Genomic DNA, 22,692 nt, shown 5'->3' with positions numbered 1-22,692 from the left:
CGAAAGTTCCCAGATCAACAAAGTTGTACGCAGCACTAGCCCCTCGCATCGGGTAAAACCGCGTGTAAATGATGTTTGTTCCATCGCGGACAGACCATTCCAGACTTGGATTAAATGGCCCTTGCCATATTGAACCGCCATCCGCGGTTTTAAAACTTCTGCGACTCCGGCAAACGCAGTGCGAGAAAAAATCCTCTAGCGCGCATTCAAAACCGGCAATTAAAATGGGGGGCGGTAACGCATGAATCTCAGGTCCATTTCAGCAGAACTTATCGGCTCGTTCAGTTGTGTTGCGGCGCTTTTCGCCGCCATCTTATTCGCGGAACCCGCTGGCGGCGGCCTCGTCGCGACGGCGCTGGCACCCGGTCTTGCATTTATCGCCATGTCCTATGCCGTTGGCCACGTGTCCGGCGGCCACTTCAATCCCGCCGTAACACTGGGCCTCGTGGCGGGAGGGCGCTTTGCGCCCGCCCAGGCCCTTGGGTACATCGCAGCGCAACTGGTCGGCGCAATCGCAGCCGCAAGCTTGATCTATGTCATCCGGGCTGGAGCAAGCAGCGGCGACTGGCCGACGTTATCCGCAGCCGCGAGTACTTTTGGCGGTAAGAGCCAGTTTTCGTTGATGAGTGTGATGCTTATCGAATGGCTAACGACAGCACTGCTCGTCATCGTCTTCATGGGGGCCACATCCAGCACCGCGCCCTCAGGCGTCGCGCCCTTGGCGATCGGCTTTTCCATCACCATGTTCCACATAATGGCGTTGGCGGTGTCTAACGCTGCGCTTAATCCAGCGCGCGCTACGGCAGCGGCAATTTTCACTGACGCACATGCTCTGGCTCAGCTTTGGGTGTTTTGGGTTGCCCCAATTCTCGGAGCTGTGACGGGCGGCCTTATCGCCCGATGGCTTAACGAAGAATAGCCACTCTAAAGAGCTTTATGGCTGCATGATTGATCCAGCATATGAAGCTGGGAAGCGATTGATGACAATTCCGCAACGAAAATCCCGTGGCAAATAAGCATAAGATACGGGTTTTTCTTGCGTTGTTGAGGCCCATGTGCAATTGCCATTAACAACTCGGGCGCAGAGGGTAGACCAACATTTTCCCTTACCGAGACCTCAGCCTTCATATCGAATGCTCGCTTGTCTCAAAAAATTTCTGCGCTCCCGACGGCAGGTCCGTGTCGATTGTCCGGGCGTGCCACGTCCGAAATTGGAGTAAATGACTTTTGACGACACTGACATTTGCTGAGCTCGGCCTGAGCCCAAAGGTCCAGGCGGCGGTCGATAGCTCAGGTTATACAACGCCGACACCCATTCAGGCGGCCGCTATTCCCGTTGCTATTCAAGGCCGCGATATACTCGGTATCGCACAAACCGGTACCGGCAAAACCGCATCTTTCACTTTGCCGATGATTTGCCGTCTTGAGACCGGACGAGCGCGTGCACGTATGCCGCGATCCCTGATCCTCGCGCCAACCCGTGAACTTGCCGCACAGGTCGCACAAAGCTTCGAAAAATACGGCGCCAACAACAAGCTCAACTTGGCGCTGTTGATCGGCGGCGTCTCCATGGACGAGCAGACCAAAAAGCTAGATCGCGGCGTAGATGTCCTCATTGCCACGCCCGGCCGCCTGATAGACCATTTTCAGCGCGGCCGCGTCATGCTGATGGGTGTAGAAATACTCGTCATCGACGAAGCGGACCGCATGCTGGATATGGGCTTCATTCCCGATATCGAGAAAATCTGCAAACTCCTTCCGCCGCGCCGTCAGACGCTGTTCTTCTCTGCGACGATGCCACCAGAGATCACGCGCCTCGTGGATCAGTTCATGAATGATCCTATGCGCATCGAAGTGGCCAAGCCGGCAACCACCGCGACAACCATCACGCAGCTGTTCCGGTATTGCCCCGATGGCGAAGACTGGGCCAAACGCGAAGTCTTGCGCGAATTGATGCGCTCTGACGACGTGAAGAACGCCATTGTCTTTTGCAACCGAAAACGCGATGTCGCCATTCTGCACAAGTCACTGCTGAAGCACGGTTTCAATGCCGGAGCGCTGCATGGTGACATGGACCAGAAGAGCCGCACCGAAACACTCGATAAATTCCGCTCTGGCGAAATCACAATTCTCGCAGCGAGCGATGTGGCTGCACGCGGGTTGGATATCCCGGCCGTTAGCCACGTTTTCAATTTTGATCTGCCCTGGCAATCCGACGATTACGTTCACCGCATTGGCCGAACGGGCCGGGCAGGCCGCGAAGGCAACTCAACGTCCCTCGTGACGTTCGAGGACCTGAAGCTCGTGAGCGACATTGAAAAGATCACCGGAACAACGGCGAATTGGATCGGCGAACCTCCCTCCGAGGAGGACATGGCCGACAGCTCTTCAAAGAAGCGCCGCCGCGCACGCGGTCAACGTTCCCCCGAGCGTGGACGTGGGAGCGGCAGAGGAGCTCCAAGACCGTCGCGCAGGAGTTCAAAAGACGAGCAAGCCGTGACCGAACAACCGGTCATGCTAGAAGAAACCGACGCCAAACAAAAGGTCTCAAAACCGAAGCGTGCGCGCAAGCCCGATGCCCCGCCTAAGGCTGCCGCCAAAACCGAAGAGACCGCGTCAGAACCCATCAAAAAGACCGACAGCACCCAAAAGCGCCAACGCGCTATCGCGAAATCCAGCGACGGGAGCGATTTGGTAGCCCCTGCGCAGGGCTTCGCGGACAACATTCCGGCTTTCCTCCGTCGCCCGGTACGTCGGCCAAGCCGCACAGCGACCACGAAGACCGACCCGGCCCGTGCAAAGGTGCCGAGCGAATAAACGCGAAAGAGGAGCAAAACCGATTTCGCTAGAATGAGCTTCCCGGCTGCAGCAGGAATTCCGCTTCCTGCTCAGTAGAATCGCGCGCAAGAATCTTGTTGCGATGAGGAAACCGCCCGAAGCGGGCAATGACGTCCCGATGGGCGACGGCATATTGCGTATAAACATCGTTCCCGAGCGCCCTGATTAGGGTAACGGCCTGCTCCTGATCGGCGATAGATTCACTGTGTTCAAAGGGCAAATACATAAAAACGCGTTGGTCGGTGCTTAAGCCATCGTCACGATCAAACCCGCGCGCAACGACGGCCTTGGCCAACCCGAGCGCACGTTCGTCATACGCAAAGGCACGCTCCGTACCCCGATATAAATTGCGCGGAAACTGATCGAGAGCGACAATCGCAGCAAGAGCAACATATGGGCTCGTCAGCAACACCGCATCAGGTTTACCGAAAATCTCGTCTGGAAGGTCTGAGAACTGCGAGACTATCTCCGCATCAACCTCAGTTGGAGGTTGGAACCAGTCTTTGGGACTGAGCGTATCGAACCAGAATTTGACGACCCTCTGTGCCCAGGAATCCTCGGCAATCTCCGAACCCATTGCACGTGCTCCACGCCAAAGACCAGCAGGTCAGGAGACCTTCAAAGCCGCTAATTTGTCCGCGGCCGCAGGTGCCAGATTGACGCTTTCACCGCAGCCGCAGGCGCTTTGCTGATTGGGGTTGTTGAATACGAAACCGAATGAAAGCTTGTCCTGGACATAGTCCATCTCTGTGCCAAGCAAATACATAATGGCCATCGGCTCGATAAGCAGCTTCACGCCCTTGTCTTCCACAACCTCATCGAACTTGTCCTGAGATTCCGCCCAGGTCATCGTATATTCCATGCCTGCGCAGCCGCCCTTTTTTACGCCGAGCCGCAAGCCGACGATATTGGGCTTCTGAGCCATGATCTCGCTAACGCGCTTCGCGGCGGCATCAGTCAAGGTCATCACCTGAGGACGGGGTCTAGAGCTCGTCATGATAGGTAAAATTCCAGTGCTAAATCCTGTATCGGCTACCTCTAATATAGGGGCCACAACCGGATTCTAAAACATGTTCAGCGCCAACCGGGCTTCGTCCGACATCCGGCTCATGTCCCAGGGCGGATCAAAGACGAGATTAACCTTCACATCACCGACACCAGCCACAGCGCGCACGGCATTATCAACCCACTGAGGCATCTCGCCAGCCACGGGACATCCCGGTGCTGTGAGCGTCATATCAATCTCCACGTCACGATTGTCGGCAATATCAACCCGATAGATCAGCCCAAGTTCGTAGATATCCGCTGGAATTTCCGGATCGTACACCGTCTTGAGCGCGGCCACCACGTTGGCCGTCATCTCGTCCAGTTCTTCCTGAGACAAAGACGACCCGGCAACCGGCGTTCCGCCATCCGCAACACTCGGCACAGAAGACTTCACACCCGTTTCAGACACATCGCCCGGCTGCATTTCAGTCGCTTCCACGGATGGCGAAACCACGTCATCGGTGATTGACGTATCGTCCGTCATGTTCCTCACCTCCAATTCAAGCGAACAAGGCCCGGGCACGCTCAAGCGCTTCAGCAAGCGCATCGATTTCTGCCTTCGTGTTGTACATCGCAAAAGAGGCTCGACACGTTGCCGTCACCCCAATGCGCTCCATAAGCGGCTGTGCACAATGGTGCCCTGCACGCACCGCAATGCCCGACCGGTCAATAACCGTCGAAACATCATGCGGATGCAGCCCCTCGACGCTGAAGGAGACGATCGCACCCTTGCCCGGTGCCGTACCATGGATCGTCAGCCAGTTGAACGGCGCCAACCGTTCCTTGGCGTAAGCCGCAAGCTCCGCTTCATGCGCAGCGATGCGATCGCGCCCCACATCCATCATGTAATTAAGCGCCGTACCGAGACCAATAGCCTCCACGATCATCGGCGTTCCCGCCTCGAACTTGTGCGGGCTCTGAGCATAGGTAACCTTGTCACGCGTCACGATCTCGATCATCTCGCCGCCGCCCTCGTAAGGCGGCATCCGATCGAGGTGTTCCGCCTTCGCGTAGAGTACTCCGATACCTGTAGGGCCGTATGTTTTGTGCCCCGTAAACGCGTAGAAGTCGCAGTCTAGATCCTGCACGTCCACCGGCATGTGAACAGCCGCTTGACTGCCATCAACCAGCACCGGGATGCCACGGGCGTGCGCAATCTCGATCACCTGCTTGATTGGCACGATGGTCCCAAGCACGTTCGACATGTGCGTAATGGCGACCATCTTCGTCTTAGGCCCCAGAAGGGCTTCGAACTCATCAATTAGGAATGAACCGTCGTCTGCAATCGGCGCCCACTTCAGCACCGCGCCCCGGCGTTCCCGATGGTAGTTCCAGGGGACAATATTGGAGTGGTGCTCCATGATCGAGAGGACGATCTCATCGCCCTCGCCGACCACCATGCCACCGAACGACTGAGCGACAAGATTGATCGCCCCGGTCGCATTTCGCGTAAAGATAATCTCGTCTGAACTCGGCGCGTTTAGGAATTTCCGAACCGTCTCACGCGCTTCCTCAAATTTGGCTGTCGCCGTGTTCGAGAGGTAATGCAGACCGCGATGCACATTCGCATATTCGAAGCGATAGGTGTGGTCCATCACCTCGATAACCTGACGGGGTTTCTGCGCCGAAGCCCCGTTATCAAGATAAACGAGCGGCTTGCCGTAAACATCACGACTCAGGATCGGAAAGTCGGCGCGAATTTTTTCGACGTCGTAACGGTGATCCTCTGCCGCTCCAACCGCTGCTGCTGTCGATTCACCGCTCATTCTGACCTCTCTGCTTTAGCGTTGTATAAAAGCTGCGCTTGAATAGGGATTGCCATCAGTCAGCTTGCAACCAACCGCGCGCAAACATCTTCAACGCTTCTGCAACGGGCTCGTCTTCCACCGTTTCAATTGCTTCGGCGATAAACGACTCCGTCAGCAACACACGCGCTTTCTCCTCGGGAATACCGCGGGATCGGCAGTAAAACAGCATCTCTTCATCGATTTCCGCAACCGTCGAACCGTGCCCACAAGCCACATCGTCGGCGAAGATCTCAAGCTCCGGCTTGGAATCGAATTCCGCATCCGGGGACAGCATCATGGCCTGTGCCATCTGCTTGCCGTCGGTCTTCTGAGCAGCCTGCTGCACGACGATCTTGCCCTGGAAGATGCCCCGGGCGTGCCCATCGAGAATACCCTTGAAAAGCTCCCGGCTTTCACATCCCGGCACAACGTGATCGACAACAAGCGTCGTATCGATGTGATCGCCACCGCGGCCCAGAAATGCGCCGGACAGATTGAGCTTGGCGTCCTCGCCATCGAAAGTCGCGAAGATCTGGTTCCGCGCCAACGCGATCCCCTGCGTCTGCTGGAAACCGCGATACTCGGCCTCTTTCCCGACCCGCACCATCCAATTCGAAAGATGCGTCACCGCACCCTTGTCGACCGCGCACTTCACGTGCGTCACGTAAGCCTTGTCGCCAACAACGATCTCGCTGGCCGTATTGATCTGTCCTTCGTCCGTAACGCCAGGCAACGAAACGAAAGCTTCGACGATCGTCACTTTGGCGCCTGCACCGACATCAATCACATGCCGGACGGTCGCGGAGAACGCTTCCTTCCCGGCACGTACGTGCACGATGAGCACTGGCTTGGCGAGCTCTGCGCCATCGTGAATACGGACAACAGCTCCGTCACTCATGAACGCGGTATTGAGCGCAAGAGTGGCATCGTCCTTGGGACCCGACGTGCGCGTCAGCCCGGTCTTGCTTTCGCCATTGACCAACGCTGAGGACAAGGGCGAAAACTCCAAGCCCTCGAGGTCCATTGGCGTCGAAAGTTTCGGCCGGTATGCGCCGTTGACGAATACGATCTTGTGCGCGTCGAGCGAGGCCAGCGATCCGAGCGCAACGATAACGTCCGCGATCGTCAACTCCGTGGAATCGCCGATACTCGGCGGAAGTGCTTCCTTCAGCACCTGCCGCAGATCGGTATACTTCCACTCTTCGATACGCCGGTGCGGCAGTCCGAGGTTATCAAATCTATCCGCGGCTTCGCGACGCGCCCTCTGCACGTCTGCACCACCCGGCAAAGTGTCGGCGACAGACTGAAATGCCTCAAGCAAGCCTTGTTCGGCCTTCGTTTTCATCACTGCTAAATTCATTCCGCGCCTCCCGCGCGCACCCGATTAGTAAATCCCGAACTCGGCTCACGCACGATGGTCGCTCCAACAGTCGCGCCCATTAGGCAGCCTGGTATTCGGCGTAACCTGACTTCTCCAGTTCAAGGGCCAGCTCTTTACCGCCCGAACGCTGGATCTTGCCATCCGATAGAACGTGCACCTTGTCAGGCACGATGTGATTCAACAGACGCTGATAGTGCGTGATCACCAGCATCGAACGCTCAGGCGAACGCAGCGCATTCACACCATCGGAAACGACCCGCAACGCGTCGATGTCGAGACCGGAATCCGTCTCGTCAAGTACGCATAGCGTCGGCTCCAGCAAAGCCATCTGCAGAATTTCGGAACGCTTCTTCTCACCACCGGAGAACCCGACGTTCACCGGCCTCTTCAGCATTTCCACATCAATATTGAGCTCAGCGCCCTTCTCCCGGACGAGCTTCATAAATTCCGGCGTCGTCAGCTCGGGTTGACCGCGCTTCATGCGAACCGAATTAAGTGCTGTGCGCAGGAACGTAAGCCCCGCGACTCCCGGGATCTCCATAGGGTATTGGAACGCTAAAAACACACCTTCAGCCGCGCGCTCATCCGGCGACATATCCAGAATAGACTTGCCGTTCCAGAGGATATCACCTTCGGTGACTTCGTAATCATCACGGCCCGCGAGGATGTATGCCAGAGTGGACTTACCCGACCCGTTGGGCCCCATGATCGCGTGGACTTCACCCGTTGGAACCGTCAGGTTGATCCCCTTCAGGATCGGCTTGTCCTCTTCGATGATCTTCGCATGCAGATTCTTGATCTCAAGCATTTTACAGTCTGTCTCCGTATCTAAGTCCTGAGTGGCGCGCTTCCATCGCGTCCGCACCAAATCCTTGCGCCGCACCAAGACGGCGGTTCATTTTTCTTCGTCAAACATCGAGCGGTAAGGCTTGCCGTTCCAGCGCCACTCCCAGGTCCCTTCGGTCTTGGACTTGGCAAAGGCCGTGAATGCCCAGACGCATGCCAGCACCACAGCAGCCCAAGCCAGCAATCCCACCGTGCGAGTTGCGTCCGTCAGCGACAGTAAAAACGGCAAAGAAGCTAGAGGTAACGCCAGGGAGAAGGCCAGCGTGACAAGCCAGCCTTTCCAGTTCGTCGGCGTGGCGCCATAGCCATGCCTCTTAGGCTTAAACCAATACTCGCCCATGCGATGCCTCAGCCAACGCTGCCTTCCAGGGAGATCCCGATCAGCTTTTGCGTTTCCGCCATGAACTCCATGGGCAACTGCTGCAGCACATCCCGCACGAAGCCGTTAACGATCAACGTCACTGCTTCTTCTTCTGAGAGCCCGCGCTGCATGCAGTAAAACAGCTTGTCGTCCGAGATCTTCGAGGTGGTCGCCTCGTGCTCGAAGTGCGCAGACGAGTTCTTCGCCTCGATGTATGGCACCGTGTGCGCACCACACCGATCGCCGATCAGCAGCGAGTCGCACTGCGTGTAGTTTCGCGAATTGGTCGCCTTGCGATGCGCCGAAACGAGACCGCGGTACGTGTTCTGCGAAACGCCGGCTGCGATACCCTTCGAGATAATACGGCTCGACGTATTCTTGCCGAGGTGGATCATCTTCGTGCCGCTATCGATCTGCTGATGCCCGTTGGAAATCGCGATCGAATAAAACTCGCCGCGTGAGTTATCGCCACGCAGAATACACGAGGGATATTTCCACGTGATCGCCGAACCGGTCTCGACCTGGGTCCAGGAGATCTTCGAGTTCTTGCCGCGACAGTCGCCGCGCTTCGTCACAAAGTTATAGATGCCACCCTGACCGTTGGCATCGCCCGGATACCAGTTCTGCACCGTCGAGTACTTGATCTCCGCGTCATCGAGCGCAATGAGTTCGACGACGGCCGCGTGCAGCTGGTTTTCGTCGCGCATCGGCGCGGTGCAGCCTTCGAGGTACGAAACGTATGACCCCTTCTCGGCGATAATGAGAGTCCGCTCGAACTGTCCGGTTTGCTTCTCATTGATACGGAAGTACGTCGACAATTCCATCGGGCAGCGCACGCCCTCCGGAATGTAGACGAACGAACCATCCGAAAAGACTGCCGAGTTGAGCGCCGCATAGAAGTTATCAGACTTCGGCACTACCGAACCCAGATACTTCTTCACCAGATCAGGATGATTACGCAGAGCTTCCGAGATCGAGCAGAAGATTACGCCCGCTTTCGCCAGCTCTTCCTTAAACGTGGTCACAACCGAAACCGAGTCGAACACGGCATCGACCGCCACGCGTGAATTCTGCACGCCCGCCAGGATCTCCTGCTCTTTCAGAGGAATACCAAGCTTTTCATAGGTCGCGAGCAACTCAGGATCCACCTCTTCGAGGCTTCTGGGACCCTCCGCGTTCTTCGGTGCAGAATAATAATAGAGGTCCTGAAAATCGATCTTTGGATAGCTAACTCGAGCCCATGTCGGCTCCTTCATCGCTTGCCAGCGTTCGAACGCATCCAGTCGCCAGTCCAGCATCCACTGCGGCTCGTTCTTCTTCTCCGAAATGTAGCGGATCGTATTCTCGTCGAGCCCCTTCGGCGCCTTGATCGATTCGATTTGCGTCTCGAAGCCGTACTTATACTGGTCGACGTCGATCTGCTTGACCTGTTCGATGGTCTCGACCGTTGCCATTGCCTTCTCCTCACTTCACTTCTTTTAGGGCGAGCCCCCGGCCCACCACGTTGTTGTCCGTTCCGTTACGCGACCCTTCGCGCAACGCTCGCGCGCCCGGCGACATCCGCCCAGGCGATTAGAAATCGTTCGACATCCTCTGCCGTATTCGTCCACCCAAGACTGATCCGGATCGCGGACTGCGCTGTCTCGGGCTCCAATCCCATCGCTTCAAGCACGTGACTGCGGCCGACCTTGCCTGACGAACATGCGGCCCCCGAACTCACGGCGATTCCGGCCAGATCAAAGCCGATCACGAGGGTCTCCGCGCGACACCCCGGCAGAACAACCGTGCTCGTATTGGCGAGCCTGTCGACGTTCTGGCCAATCACCGACGCATTAGGGGTCTGCGCAGTAACGCCTTCTTCCAATCGGTCACGCAACGCGCTCAACTGCTCGAAAGCAGCAAAGTCTTCGCTCGCCGCACGTGCCGCGGCACCAAAGCCCGCAATCCCAGCGACATTTTCCGTACCGGCACGCCGGTTCTGTTCCTGTCCGCCCCCGGTGAGCAGCGGCACAAAACGTGCACCATCGCGAATGACCAGTGCACCAGTCCCCTTCGGCGCACCGATTTTGTGCCCCGACACAACCAGGTAATCGGCGCCGAATTCCGCAAGATTGATCGGCATGCGTCCCGCTGTTTGGACAGCGTCACACAAAACCGCGACACCCTGCGCGCGCGCCATTTGAAACAGCACTCGACACGGTTGAAGAACGCCCGTTTCATTATTCGCCATCTGCAATGCGAAGAGAGTCCGTCCGCCAGACGCAGCTGCAGTCTCCAGCACCCGCGCGCAGGCCTCGGCATCAATCACACCATCCGGGCCAACACCGACCTCGATGACTTGCACGCCCCGATCGGCCGCGCGCCGTGCAGCGGCCAATACTGCGGAATGCTCAACCTGGGACACGATGATCGTATCCCAGTCCATCGCCAGAACAGCACCGGCACCCTCAGTCCCGCTCGCCGTGAAGACCACTTCGCCAGGCACCGCCCCAACGAGCGCGGCCACATCCCGGCGCGCTGCGTCTACGAGCGAACGCGCACGACGCCCTTCGACATGAACCGAGGACGGATTACCGAAATCCTCCAAAGCCGCGATCACAGCCACCTTGGCTTCCTCGCGCAGGGGCGCCGTCGCGTTGAAATCAAGATATGTCCGCGAGACTGTCATTCTGCTGCCGCCACACTTTTCGCCAGAACGGCTGTGCCAATTTTTCTTCTGGAATACCGTCCACAACCTCCTGAAGCGTCACCACAGAGAGGAAAGCTGCGATATGCGCGCCCATCGCGTGCCAAAGCTCGTGGGTCAGGCAACGCGCTTCACCCAAACAGCCGCCATCAGGTCCATCCGTGCAGCGGGTCATCCGCGTGCCTTCGTCAACCGCTCGGAGAATCTCGATGACGGTAATCTCGTTTGCGGGACGCATGAGACAGTACCCGCCAGCCCGTCCCCGCACGCTATCCACGAGACCAGCCCTGCGCAGGCGCCCAAAGATTTGCTCCAGGTACGCGATCGAAAGCTGTTGGCGCTCGGCAACAGCCGACAGCGGAATTGCATCCGCGCCGCCATACTTTGCCAAGTCGGCCAATGCCATGACCGCGTATCGTCCCTTAGTGCTCAGTTCCATTAAACCGTCTCGGAATAATCGCCCTTCGCGCGCACCCCACTCCGTCCGCAAGGTCGGTAGGGCAGCCTCTTGCGCATAAGGCTCATCCATGTGCTAAGAACGCTCGCTCGGAGCTGCCAAAACGAGGCTGGTACTTTCGAACAGTTCTAAACTTGGTTTGAATATGAAAATTCCGAGCCACGAAGTCAAGTATTGGCAGATCAGTGCTACGCCTAAGGTTGCATCGAGGCTCGTAGCAGCCCATTCAGTGTCTGGAGAGTCTTCGCGGGATGCGCTGTCGCTACGGCTACTTGGACCGCGTCGCACACAGTCCCGATAACAGAATTTGGCTACGGAGCCGGTACAACGGCAGCAAAATGCGCCGTTCGAGCGCAATAAGGTTACGTAGCATTCACACAGGATACGCGATCACACATGCCCGAATTGATCATTAACGGACCCGCAGGCCGCCTGGAGGCGCGCTACCACCACGAGTCGGCCAGCGATAGCCCAATCGCCCTGATCCTGCATCCGCACCCGCAGTTCGGCGGAACGATGAACAATCAGGTTGTCTACAGCCTTTACCACACGTTCGTAGAACGTGGCTTTTCGGTGCTTCGCTTCAACTTCCGCGGAGTTGGCCGTAGCCAGGGCTTCTGGGATGGTGGCCCAGGCGAACTCGCCGATGCCGCATGCGCACTCGACTGGCTTCAGCTTGTAAAGCCCGACGCACGCAGTTGCTGGATCGCCGGCGTTTCATTCGGCACTTGGATTGCCATGCAGTTGCTGATGCGCCGCCCCGAGGTCGAAGGCTTCATCTGTGTCGCACCGCCATCCAACTTGTATGACTTCTCATTCCTCGCCCCCTGCCCCTCATCTGGCCTCATGATCAATGGCGACATCGACAGGGTTGTGCCATCCAGCTCCATCGCGGAATTGACCGGTAAGCTCAAAACCCAGCGGGGCATTAAGATCGACCATGAGATCGTGCCCGGCGCCAACCACTTCTTTGAGGGCAAGATGGACGAACTGACCGACATCGTCGGTCGCTACGTCGACATGCGGATGACGCAGATCCCGAAAGAGAAAGAAAAAGCGAAGGCGAGCAAAGAACCTCCGCCGCCTGCCCCCGCGGAAGTTGAGCCGGGCGACGAAGAAGAATAAAAAATCCGCACAACGACGAATAGAGCAAATCCCGGCCCAAATGGCCGGGATTTTTTCTTAGCTCAAATGCTCGCAGGATCTACGAGCACCCCACCAGACGCAGGAAAGCGCACGCCCGTCGTCCCGGGAAACGTAATGGGCAAGCCCTTCAGAGATCTTACCGCCATAAATGCCCACGCCTCGGCTTCAACGCTGTCCCCGTTTAAGCCGGCCACCTCCGCACTGAGGACTTCTCCAGGCAAACGCTCCTGAAGCATGGCCATGAGCGTTGGGTTTTTCCGGCCACCGCCCGAGATGATCCACGCCAGCGGCGCCTCCGGCATAAGCGATCGTGCGCGTGCGATTGTTTCAGCCGTAATGGCCGTCAAAGTTGCTGCACCATCCTCGATAGACATCCCCGCGACCACATCGAGCGAGAATGTATTGCGATCTAGCGATTTCGGGGCGGACAGCTCCAAATAGGGATACATACAAAATTGCGCGACAGCCGCTTCATCGACGCGCCCCTGCGCGGCTAATGCACCGCCGATATCACAAGCGCGACCAGCCTTCGCGCGCACCCAATCGTCGATAAGCGCATTCCCAGGCCCCGTATCGAAAGCAATAAGATCGCCTTGGGCGCTGATCCACGTCACATTGCCCACGCCGCCAATATTCACGACGACCGCTGGCCGCGGGGCAAGTTCCGCCAACAGTGCCCGATGATAAACAGGCGCTAAGGGAGCGCCCTGGCCACCTAGCTCCATGTCCCGTGCACGCAAATCATAAACAACCGGGCGGTGCGTCAATTTCGCCAACAAGGCCCCATCGCCAATTTGCACCGTCAAATGATCTTCTGGCCGGTGAAGCACCGTTTGTCCGTGAAAGCCAATGACATCAATATCTGAACGGACAAGGCATGACTTTCGCAGGAAGGCCGACACCGCGCTCGCATGGAGTTCCGTCAGCTCCCGCTCGATATCGGCCAACAGCCCCGGGCGTTCGCAACGCCCGTTGATTGAACGGGCTTGGTCGATGCCTGTCGCCAAACGCTCTCGCATCTCCGGACTGTAGTCAAACGTCATGGAAGCTCCGCTGCGCACAACGCGCTCCCCGTCCGTTTCGATCATGGCCACGTCGATGCCATCCATCGACGTCCCGCTCATAAGCCCCAGCGCCCGTATCATCTCGCGCATATCACCTTGCCCAATCGCGCCTTCCTGTGCATGGTCCCGCACGATCTCTAGATCCAGTCACCAACTCGCCCCTCAAACGGGACCCCAAAAAACAGCGACACCGAAGTAATGTCACAGCCAAAATCGGAATTCCTAAAGATCCTCACCGAACGCGGGTTCATTCACCAGTGTTCCGACAATGAGGCCCTTGATGATCTGGCCAGCCGCAACGAAGTGATCGCTTATGTCGGCTACGATTGCACAGCACCGTCGCTGCACGTCGGCCATCTGATTTCGATCATGATGTTGCACTGGCTTCAGCATACCGGCAATAAGCCCATCGCGCTGATGGGCGGCGGAACTACGCGCGTCGGAGATCCCTCGGGTAAGGACGAAACGCGCGTTATGCGCCCGGTCGAGGAAATCGAAGCCAACAAGAACACGATCAAAGGCGTCTTCGAGCGCTTCCTTAAATTCGGCGATGGCCCTGGCGATGCGATCATGATCGATAACGCCGAATGGCTTGCGCCGCTCAACTACATCGATTTCTTGCGCGATGTCGGCCGCCACTTCTCGGTCAACCGCATGATGAGCATGGACTCTGTCCGTTTGCGTCTGGAACGCGAGCAGGAGCTCTCGTTCATCGAATTCAACTACATGCTGCTTCAAGCCTACGATTTCGTGGAATTGGCCCGGCGCTACCGCTGCAACCTGCAGATGGGCGGATCCGATCAATGGGGCAACATCGTCACCGGCATCGACCTTGGTCGCCGCATGGGCACCCACCAACTCTTCGGCCTGACCTGCCCGCTGCTCACGACAGCGTCCGGCGCAAAAATGGGCAAAACGGCTTCCGGAGCTGTGTGGCTCAATGCCGAACAGCTCTCGCCCTACGACTACTGGCAGTTCTGGCGCAATACCGAAGACGCTGATGTTGGCCGCTTCCTGAAGCTCTTCACATTGTTGCCGATGGATGAAATCGCACGCCTCGGCGCTCTTGCCGGCAGCGAGGTAAACGAAGCCAAAAAGATCCTGGCAACAGAAGCAACAGCGCTCATCCATGGCCGCGACGCCGCAACGAAGGCCGCTGAAACAGCGCGGATCACCTTCGAAACTGGTGCTCTCGCCGAAGACCTCCCCACCGTGGATATTGCAAGGCAGGATTTGGATGTTGGACTGGGAGTACTTGCCGCATTCGTCTCCGCCGGGCTCGTCAAATCCAACGGTGAGGCCAGGCGTCAGATCAAAGGTGGTGGCCTAAGGGTCAACGACACTGCCGTTGCTGACGAGTCTGCAACACTGACGTCAGCAGACCTCTCAAATGAGGGCGTTATCAAATTGTCGCTTGGCAAGAAGAGACACGTCCTGCTGCGTCCAAACTGAACACAGCACATAGCGACGGCGGAGTGCGCTAGTTCTTCGCCGGAGAGGTCTCCGAAGACCAACCATCCACACCCGATTTCGTGGGGGAGTTTCCTCCCCCACGACCGGCATCAGCCGGACTGCTGGAGGAGCGCACCGCTGCTCCGTAATCGCCGCCGCCAGTACGCCCTTGCCGAGGCTGGACGCTCGGAGCCTGAGGCGTCAGCTGGAACATTTCACGGAAAATACCTGGCGCAATCATCGACAACGGATGCACCACGACTTGTGGATTGTCCATCGAGCCCTGAATTGCGTAGGTCACGCCGAAGATACCTTCCTGACGCGGACCTGACAGCAACTCGCCCAGAACAGGAATGGCGCCAAACGCATTGTTGAGCCCCTGTAGCGGCACATAGGTTCCCCCAAGCTCCAACATCTGCCGGCTATAATCGACCTTGCCGCGAACTGTGGCGCCCTGGAGGGGGCCGCGTAAATACGCGTCCTCAAGCACGAACTGGCCATAACCCACCGAAAACGGTGCGCGCATCCGGTCAAACTGAAAGACCTGCCGCACCATTCGCCGTTTCGCGGTACGCCCCCCATCAATCGATGGTCCGGTAGCATCCGCGCTGCCAGCAACCTCCGAAATAACCGGGTCCCCAAGAACCTGGAAATTATCGACCCACAAAATTCCCGTTTTCTGAGCAGGTCCACGTCCATCGAGATTAACCTCGAGACGCATCGAACCTTGAGTCATGTTGGGATAGAAGCCAACGAGCTTGAACGCTTCACCGGCATCACGCGATGTCGCCAAAAGTTGCCGCCCGTTCGAGCGGTCATTGCGCAACGCGACATCTAACGCCTGCCCGCCGCTGAGCTTCCCCTTAATGTCAAGTGCCGAGAGCTGACCGTTCCGTTCTGAGAGCTTAAGTTTCACCCCCCGCAAATTGACGTCACCGTAGCCCAGAACATTGTCAATTTCGGCGGTTAGGTCGACCCCGGCTTGCTTCTTCTGACGCTCACCCTGCGTCCGCGCACCCGGAATGGAATAGAGTGTGCGGAAGAACGCTCGCCCGTCATATGTCGGACCTTTCGCACGTATCTGCCATACGTTCTTCGAGTCGAGCTTTCCGCTGACTTCTAGCCGCGTAACGAGGTTGAGCCAGAACTTCGGAAACGAAAAACTGACAACCTGCTTCTTCTGCCCAAGCCCGATCACCCCTTCGATGCTCAGATCGTCGCCTTCAAGCCGGAAGTTCCTAAGCTCGCTACGGCCTGATGCATCCTTGACCACATCAAATTCAAGAAACGCACTACGCCCGGTCGGCTTGCGCCACGCAATTTCTTCTATCGCGACGTCGGTGTTGGTCAGATCAGCGCGGAGCCGCACATCGGACTGCGTATTTGAGTGCGGCTGAACAGTTACTTCAACTGCCACGTCACCATGCAACCCATCCCCGAGATCCAACCCAAGTTGTCTGCGATCCGCTTCATCGAGCGTAGCCGTAACGCGAATAGGCGGCTGTTGGGCGTCGGTCGCCCCAAAAATACGTTGCCAATTGAGCTTCGCTAACACGCCCTCGATAAGAACCTCGCCTTGCGCATCGACAGCGGTCTCGCTCAGATCAAAATTGATCGTCGCACCCTTGAGGTCGTATTCGCCGAGCAGATCTTCCGCGCGCCCATCGGTCAAGCGCGCCTTGGCTTTGATTCTGACGTCCTCCGCCTGGAGGTCCTTCAACAGAGGAAAGCTCAGAGTGACGGTACTCGCCACTTCACCGGAGATATTATCAGGTAACGCTTCAGGTTTTCTGAGGTGGTCAAACGCCGGCAATTCAAGCAACGCCAGCATGGCCCCTACTTTGCCGCCCGTTGCAAATGCGACTTCGCCAACCGGTGGCGTTCCATACACATCAGCAATCGTGAAGCGTCCCGATTTGAGACCTAACACGTGGTCAGAACTCACGGGCATCGAGCCATCGGGCACAATCACTTCCAGAGCTTGATTCTCAAGCTTAACTAAAGTGCGCGACAAGGTGATCGGCGCCGTGCCCTCAACGGGCATCATAACGACGTTTTCCAGCGTCGACGCCAAGCTCATCCGATACGTGTCTTGGCTGTCAGGATCCGCTTGTGCGAGATATCGCCCATTGAGGTATCGATATGTCCCCGATTGCAGCACACCATCATGGATCCTGCGGCCAACCCACTGCCGAGCATCCTCCGCCATACCGCGGGGCCAAAGCACTTTCATCGTCGCGATCGGCATCGCGCCAATTTCAGCCTCGAAGTGAGACCCCGCACTCGAGCCCGTGGTAGCAAGTTCGCCCATTAAAGAGACATGCCCACCGCCGGCAGCAATTTCGAACCGATCGAATTTCAGAAGCCCTCGCTCAGGCGCAACCGTTCCCTGAGCATGCCACTTATCAACCGGAAGAGGTGGGATACCAAATTCGGTCGCGCCCAAAACACCTTGCTCGGCAGCAATATCAAAACGCCATCCGCTTTCTTCACCGCTACCCTCACTTTGAGCGACATGCGCCAGCGTCCCCCCGAGCGTTAGGCTGCTGTCGCCCCAACGCAAGTTGGAGGATGCAAGGATTACGCGTTCTGTGGTTGCGTCATACTTGAACGTGAACAATCCTGAATCGACTGTAAAAGGGACCTCCGAGAAACCCGCCAAATCAACACGGCCTTCTCCGATTTCGACCGTTGCTTCACCACCCGCTACGCTACCCTTCTGGTTGAAATCAATCCGGCCGTCGCTCGCAATCGGAATATCAAAATGCTTAAGCACCGCCAATTGCGGCAACGCATCGCCAAGCCATCTCGGAACAAGTCCACGGATCGACGTGGTGAGTGAAATTCCCTTGTCGTCCTGAACGTCCTCCGCTCTGAACGACAACGTCCAAATTTGTCCCTGCGAAGAAATGCGCGCCGAACCCGAAATGATGCTCCGGGTATCGTGATGATCCATATCAACGCTGAACCGTGGCACGCGCCAAACACTCGCCTGTCCGCCCGTATCCAGGACGACCGTCGCATCTCGAAGGCCAATCTCCCGAAGGTAAGATGTGGCTCCGCCTCCGCGTCGCGCGCGTTCCGAAGCCAATTCGACAATACTCGTAAAATCTACGGTCTGCCCGGACGGCTGCGCGCCAGCAGCAACCGTATCCGCGCCCGGCCACGACCGACGCGCGGGAACCGGGGATGGCGCGATGATGCTATCGGAAAGGTCACTTGGAAGGCCAGCCGAGCCACCCGGTGAAAACTTGAGCGATAGACCAGCTTCTTCCGAGTAGAACAGAAACAAGCGCGGTTCGATCAGTTCGACACGAGACGGCGTCGCCTGCAGGCGCCAAAGCGCCGCATAGTTCAACTCCATCGCGGCTTGCGGAGCAGCCACGACGAGATCGCCGTCACGTTCAGAGAATTGCAGGTTCTCTAGCCTGAACTCCAGCGCACCATTGTCCGTTAATGTCACGACAATATCGTCGATCGCTGCATCAAGTCCGGTGAGCTCGGCATTGATGCCCTGCTCCACAGATTTGACGAGAAAGTTCAGAGACACCGGCCCCTGCAGAAGGCGGAAATACAAGAGGCCAACCGAGAGCAGAACGAGCAGAACGACCGGGATGAGGCTCAGACCGCAAAACTTCGCGGTTCCCCGAAGCCACCCCGAGCGCTCTCCATCCGGAAGTTCGCGTGGGCGAACGGGGCCACGAACCGGCTTACGTCGTGGCGCACGCTGCTGTGGCGAATTGTATTGTCGAGGATACCCCTGTCGACGATCCACCCGTCACCTGCTCCGACTATTCACACTGGCACGACTACGGCAACAACAGGTCGCAAATCCGATTCTCCAGGAGCATCACGCACTGAACCTGAAGTAAGCGCGCAATACCCTTCCGAACCGAAGCCGACTATGATGTTTCCGATGCCAACCCACAGGCGCTCTGTCTCGCGCCATCCCCGAAACGGTTCCTTACATAAGAAACCATCCGCACCAGCCTTCGATTAGACCAGATGTGTTGGTCAAAAAACGACGAAAGAAAGGCACTTATCCATGGCTCAAGAAGGTGATCGCGCACCGGACTTCGAACTTTCCGACAGCGACGGCAACACCGTCACTCTGTCAGACCTGAAGGGCCAGCAGGTTGTCCTCTATTTTTACCCGAAAGACGACACACCAGGATGCACCACCGAAGCGCTGGACTTTACTGCCCTGAGCGAGAAATTCGCCAACACCGGCACAATAGTGCTCGGCATTTCACCCGACAGCCCCAGCAGCCACTGCAAATTCCGCGACAAACACGGGCTCACCGTGCGCTTGATCTCCGATCCCGAACAAACAGCGGCAAACGCCTATGGCGTCTGGGTCGAGAAAAATATGTACGGCCGCAAGTTCATGGGTATCGAGCGAAGCACGTTCTTGATCAATAAAAACGGCAAGATCGCCCGCATATGGCGCAAAGTTAAGGTGAAGGAGCACGCCGCCGAAGTCTTGGCTGCTGCCCAAGAGTTGGCACAATAGTTCGGCCTTCTACGCTAGCCTTCCGAAGTCCAGGCGATCCCCCATTTCCACAACTTGTCGCGCTGAAGCCCGCGTGACCTGCTAGGGGAAACATGCTAGAGGCTGAACAAGGGAAAACCGCTTCGGGTTGAAATTAATTTGGAGACGCGTAACCCCTTACGCGCCATTGCACGCGTTCCTGTTGCGTTGAGGTGGAGATCTTTGACGTCATGCTGCCGAATTTTAAAAAGAATGAGACCGAACCACCCAAGCCACCCGCCACACCGAGTGCCGGCGCCCCTTCCCAACCAGCTATACCCCGTTCTGCTACTGCAGGCGCACGCACCAACGGTGACCGTCTCCCGCCATCCATTATCGGCCCGGATTTGACAATCCATGGCAACCTGAGTTCCAAGGGTCAGGTCCAGATCGACGGCGACGTTGAAGGCGACATCCACGGGACCCACATCATCGTCGGCGAACGTGCCCGCATCACCGGCGGCATTCTCGCAGACGAAGTAGTTGTGCGGGGACATGTGATGGGCTCAATCCGCGGCCGTCGCGTTATGTTGCAGGCTCAAAGCCACGTCGAAGGTGACATTTATCACCAAGCCCTCGCCATCGAGCAGGGCGCCTTCTTCGAAGGCAAGTCGCGGCGAAGCGAAGACCCCATGGCGAACGTGACGGAAAGCGAAATGCCCCCGATGCTCGCACCCACTCCGAATTCAGTCGGCTAAAGCCGGCACTGGCACCAATCATGACAAGGGACTTGCCGATAACGCGGCAGGTCCTTTTTTGTTAAGCTGTAGGCGAACAATTTCGGATCTAACCGGAGCCCCGAAACGCTACAGGATCACCGGCAATGTCCGCAGATATCGAAACCGTTGTTATCGGCGCAGGTGTGATCGGCTTAGCGATCGCACGCGCGTTCACGGACGACGGTGGCGAAGTCATGGTCCTTGAACGGCACAAGCTGATCGGCGCCGAAACCTCTTCACGCAACTCCGAAGTCATCCATGCCGGGATTTACTATCCACGCGACAGCATGCGCGCCCGCTTTTGCGTAAGGGGCAAGGACCAGCTTTATAATTTTGCGCAGCAGGCCGGTATTCCCGTCAAGCGCTGCGGAAAAATTCTCGTCGCAACGTCTCCGGACGAAACTCCGCAACTTGATCGGATCTCGGCGGCTGGAAAAGCCAACGGCGTCTCGGATTTGTGCAGCTTGAGTCCTAAGGAAGTGCGGGAGCTTGAGCCCGACATTGCCTGCGTCGCAGCCCTCCATTCCCCATCCACGGGGATAATCGATGCCCACGCCCTGATGCTAGCGCTGGAAGGATTGATCGAAGCTGGAAACGGTCAAGTTGTACTGAATGTCTCCGTCGAGAACTTGTCACAAAACGCGCAGGGTAATTTCGTCGTCACTACGCAAAGTTCAGACGGCGAAACGACGACGCTCACGGCACGCAATCTGATTATTGCAGCCGGCCTCGAAGCCCAACATCTGGCCGCTTTCATTCACGGAAAAACGAATGGCAGCTACATGCCCCCGAAGCGGTATCTCGCCAAGGCACACTACTACACGCTGTCGACCCGCGTGCCGTTTAAGCACCTGATCTATCCCGTCCCTCCCCAAGCAGGGCTCGGCATTCATCTCACGCTCGATATGGCGGGTCAGGCGCGCTTCGGCCCCGATCTTACTTGGATCGACCAGGTGGATTACACTTTTGATGACGCGGACGGACGACGCCAAGCCGATTTCGAAACCGCTATCCGCCGATACTGGCCCTCGCTGCCTCAAGCCTCTCTACAGCCAGGCTACACAGGAATACGGCCCAAAATTCATCCTCCCGGAACCTCAACGGCGGACTTTGCAATTCACGGCCCCGAGATACACGGCATCCCGAGACTTATCGGACTCTACGGAATTGAAAGCCCAGGCCTGACCTGCTGCCTATCAATCGCTGACCATGTCAGAAAATTGATCGGCTAAACGTTTAACTGCGATGCCCCGTCGCGAGCCGCCGCTCGAGCCACGCTGAATAGCGGCTCATCCCGAAACAAAAAATCCAGAACACAAAGCCGGCGAAGACATATCCCGTCGCCGCCGTTTGGGGCGAGAACCACTTGGCATCGGACGCAACCGCTTGCTGGACGATCCCCAAAAGATCGAACAACCCGATAATCAATACGAGACTGGTATCCTTGAAGAGCGCAATGAACGAGTTGACGATACCCGGAATGACGAGCTTCAGCGCCTGAGGCAGGATGACGAACCCCATCGTCTTCCAATAAGAGAGGCCTAAAGCCTCCGCAGCCTCGTACTGCCCGCGCGGAATGGCTTGCAATCCACCGCGCACCACCTCCGCCAGATACGCCGCCGAAAACAAAGCAACGCCGATCAAAGCCCGCAGCAACTTGTTGATCGTAAGATCCTCGGGCAGGAATAGTGGCAGCATCACCGACGCGAAAAAGAGCACCATTACCAGCGGAACGCCGCGTACAAACTCAATGAAAAAAATCGCGGGCCACTTGATCAGCGGCAAATCCGAACGCCGCGCTAAAGCCAGAATGATACCGAGCGGAAACGATATCGCGATGCTCACACAGGCGACGACCAATGTGACAAGCAGCCCACCCCAACGTGACGTTGGCACAACCGGCAAACCAAGTGGTTCGGCGCCAGTCAGCAGGAAAAACGCGACGACCGGAAAAACGAGGAGCATATAGGCCGTCAGCCAGATTTTGCCCGGCACCCTCGGCAACATCAGGGGAACAAGCCCGACCAGAGCAAGAACGTAGGTGAGATTAACTCGCCAGAGTTCTTCCGTAGGGTAGCGCCCGTACATGAAGATCTGGAGCTTCGCGCTGATAAACGGCCAGCACGCCCCGGCACCAACCACGTCGCACGCAGATCCCTCAGTACCGGTATACACCGCGTGCCAGACAGCCCAGTCGAGAAACCCCGCGATCACCCAATAGGCCAGAGCGCCGCCTAAGAGGGTCAAGCACGTGTTGCCCCAACTCGAAAACAAGTTTTGATGAAGCCACTGCGTGATTGCGTTCAAGCCTGACGGGCCAACGGGCCTGGGTCGGTTAACGGCGGCGCTGCGTACGGGATTCGTTGCCATTTCGCGC

20 protein-coding genes are annotated in these 22,692 nt (G+C 57.4%); 7 read left to right on the top strand and 13 right to left on the bottom strand.

Annotated elements, in window-relative coordinates; all coding sequences use genetic code 11:
* Window positions 1-241: 241 nt before the first annotated feature.
* Together YBN1229_RS01445 and YBN1229_RS01440 are read left to right on the top strand one after the other, a co-directional pair.
* A complete protein-coding gene (locus tag YBN1229_RS01445; RefSeq protein WP_046475833.1) occupies window positions 242-919 on the top strand; it encodes an aquaporin in 678 nt (225 codons plus the stop codon).
* Between the two features lie 308 nt (window positions 920-1,227).
* Window positions 1,228-2,817 carry a DEAD/DEAH box helicase gene (locus tag YBN1229_RS01440; RefSeq protein WP_052743599.1) on the top strand — a complete coding sequence of 530 codons (1,590 nt, stop codon included), beginning with the start codon at window positions 1,228-1,230 and terminating at the stop codon, window positions 2,815-2,817.
* Between the two features lie 28 nt (window positions 2,818-2,845).
* Here YBN1229_RS01440 and YBN1229_RS01435 read toward each other — a convergent pair whose 3' ends face one another.
* From YBN1229_RS01435 to YBN1229_RS01390, 10 genes are all read right to left on the bottom strand, one after another.
* On the bottom strand, window positions 2,846-3,415 hold the full coding sequence (locus YBN1229_RS01435) for a DUF924 family protein (protein WP_046475828.1): 570 nt from the start codon (window positions 3,413-3,415) through the stop codon (window positions 2,846-2,848).
* Window positions 3,416-3,445: 30 nt separating this feature from the next.
* Complete coding sequence (gene sufA / locus YBN1229_RS01430) at window positions 3,446-3,835, bottom strand: Fe-S cluster assembly scaffold SufA (RefSeq protein ID WP_076605267.1); 390 nt, start codon at window positions 3,833-3,835, stop codon at window positions 3,446-3,448.
* Between the two features lie 66 nt (window positions 3,836-3,901).
* On the bottom strand, window positions 3,902-4,324 hold the full coding sequence (locus YBN1229_RS18480) for an SUF system Fe-S cluster assembly protein (protein ID WP_425284159.1): 423 nt from the start codon (window positions 4,322-4,324) through the stop codon (window positions 3,902-3,904).
* Between the two features lie 61 nt (window positions 4,325-4,385).
* Window positions 4,386-5,651 carry a cysteine desulfurase gene (locus YBN1229_RS01420; RefSeq protein ID WP_046475822.1) on the bottom strand — a complete coding sequence of 422 codons (1,266 nt, stop codon included), beginning with the start codon at window positions 5,649-5,651 and terminating at the stop codon, window positions 4,386-4,388.
* Window positions 5,652-5,706: 55 nt separating this feature from the next.
* Entirely contained in the window at window positions 5,707-7,032 is a 1,326-nt protein-coding gene (sufD, locus tag YBN1229_RS01415; RefSeq protein WP_046475820.1) for a Fe-S cluster assembly protein SufD, read from the bottom strand.
* Between the two features lie 79 nt (window positions 7,033-7,111).
* Entirely contained in the window at window positions 7,112-7,861 is a 750-nt protein-coding gene (gene sufC, locus YBN1229_RS01410) for a Fe-S cluster assembly ATPase SufC (protein ID WP_046475818.1), read from the bottom strand.
* 87 nt (window positions 7,862-7,948) lie between these two features.
* Window positions 7,949-8,239 carry a hypothetical protein gene (locus YBN1229_RS01405; RefSeq protein WP_046475815.1) on the bottom strand — a complete coding sequence of 97 codons (291 nt, stop codon included), beginning with the start codon at window positions 8,237-8,239 and terminating at the stop codon, window positions 7,949-7,951.
* Between the two features lie 8 nt (window positions 8,240-8,247).
* Window positions 8,248-9,714 carry a Fe-S cluster assembly protein SufB gene (gene sufB, locus YBN1229_RS01400; protein ID WP_046475811.1) on the bottom strand — a complete coding sequence of 489 codons (1,467 nt, stop codon included), beginning with the start codon at window positions 9,712-9,714 and terminating at the stop codon, window positions 8,248-8,250.
* Window positions 9,715-9,779: 65 nt separating this feature from the next.
* Window positions 9,780-10,928 (bottom strand): cysteine desulfurase family protein, encoded by a 1,149-nt coding sequence (locus YBN1229_RS01395; RefSeq protein WP_046475807.1) that lies wholly within the window; start codon window positions 10,926-10,928, stop codon window positions 9,780-9,782.
* Window positions 10,903-11,475, bottom strand: coding sequence for an Rrf2 family transcriptional regulator (locus YBN1229_RS01390; RefSeq protein WP_244464978.1), 573 nt, complete (start codon window positions 11,473-11,475; stop codon window positions 10,903-10,905). Before YBN1229_RS01390 ends, YBN1229_RS01395 begins: the two co-directional genes overlap by 26 nt.
* Before the next feature lie 324 nt (window positions 11,476-11,799).
* Here YBN1229_RS01390 and YBN1229_RS01385 point away from each other — a divergent pair, with 324 nt between their 5' ends.
* On the top strand, window positions 11,800-12,528 hold the full coding sequence (locus YBN1229_RS01385) for an alpha/beta hydrolase (protein WP_046475803.1): 729 nt from the start codon (window positions 11,800-11,802) through the stop codon (window positions 12,526-12,528).
* Window positions 12,529-12,590: 62 nt separating this feature from the next.
* Here YBN1229_RS01385 and YBN1229_RS01380 read toward each other — a convergent pair whose 3' ends face one another.
* A complete protein-coding gene (locus YBN1229_RS01380; protein ID WP_348270694.1) occupies window positions 12,591-13,745 on the bottom strand; it encodes an anhydro-N-acetylmuramic acid kinase in 1,155 nt (384 codons plus the stop codon).
* Between the two features lie 66 nt (window positions 13,746-13,811).
* On the opposite strand from YBN1229_RS01380, the gene tyrS reads away from it, so the two are divergent.
* The gene (gene tyrS / locus YBN1229_RS01375) at window positions 13,812-15,065 is read left to right on the top strand and encodes a tyrosine--tRNA ligase (RefSeq protein ID WP_046475799.1); all 1,254 of its coding nucleotides are present in this window, start codon (window positions 13,812-13,814) and stop codon (window positions 15,063-15,065) included.
* A gap of 28 nt (window positions 15,066-15,093) precedes the next feature.
* Here the strand turns inward: tyrS and YBN1229_RS01370 are convergent, their stop codons facing one another.
* Window positions 15,094-18,840 (bottom strand): AsmA-like C-terminal region-containing protein, encoded by a 3,747-nt coding sequence (locus tag YBN1229_RS01370; protein WP_052743598.1) that lies wholly within the window; start codon window positions 18,838-18,840, stop codon window positions 15,094-15,096.
* Between the two features lie 270 nt (window positions 18,841-19,110).
* Between YBN1229_RS01370 and bcp the strand changes: the two genes are divergently transcribed.
* From bcp to YBN1229_RS01355, 3 genes are all read left to right on the top strand, one after another.
* Window positions 19,111-19,578: a thioredoxin-dependent thiol peroxidase gene (bcp, locus tag YBN1229_RS01365; RefSeq protein ID WP_046475797.1), complete on the top strand. Its 468-nt coding sequence runs from the start codon at window positions 19,111-19,113 to the stop codon at window positions 19,576-19,578.
* Window positions 19,579-19,787: 209 nt separating this feature from the next.
* A complete protein-coding gene (locus YBN1229_RS01360) occupies window positions 19,788-20,294 on the top strand; it encodes a bactofilin family protein (RefSeq protein WP_046475794.1) in 507 nt (168 codons plus the stop codon).
* A gap of 125 nt (window positions 20,295-20,419) precedes the next feature.
* The gene (locus YBN1229_RS01355) at window positions 20,420-21,547 is read left to right on the top strand and encodes an NAD(P)/FAD-dependent oxidoreductase (RefSeq protein WP_046475791.1); all 1,128 of its coding nucleotides are present in this window, start codon (window positions 20,420-20,422) and stop codon (window positions 21,545-21,547) included.
* Between the two features lie 4 nt (window positions 21,548-21,551).
* Here YBN1229_RS01355 and YBN1229_RS01350 read toward each other — a convergent pair whose 3' ends face one another.
* Entirely contained in the window at window positions 21,552-22,685 is a 1,134-nt protein-coding gene (locus tag YBN1229_RS01350) for an amino acid ABC transporter permease (protein WP_046475787.1), read from the bottom strand.
* Window positions 22,686-22,692: the final 7 nt, after the last annotated feature.

Origin of the sequence: Candidatus Filomicrobium marinum (assembly GCF_000981545.1) — a bacterium.
Classification (GTDB): Bacteria; Pseudomonadota; Alphaproteobacteria; order Rhizobiales; family Hyphomicrobiaceae; genus Filomicrobium; species Filomicrobium insigne.
This window is presented reverse-complemented; position numbering and strand designations above follow the sequence as displayed.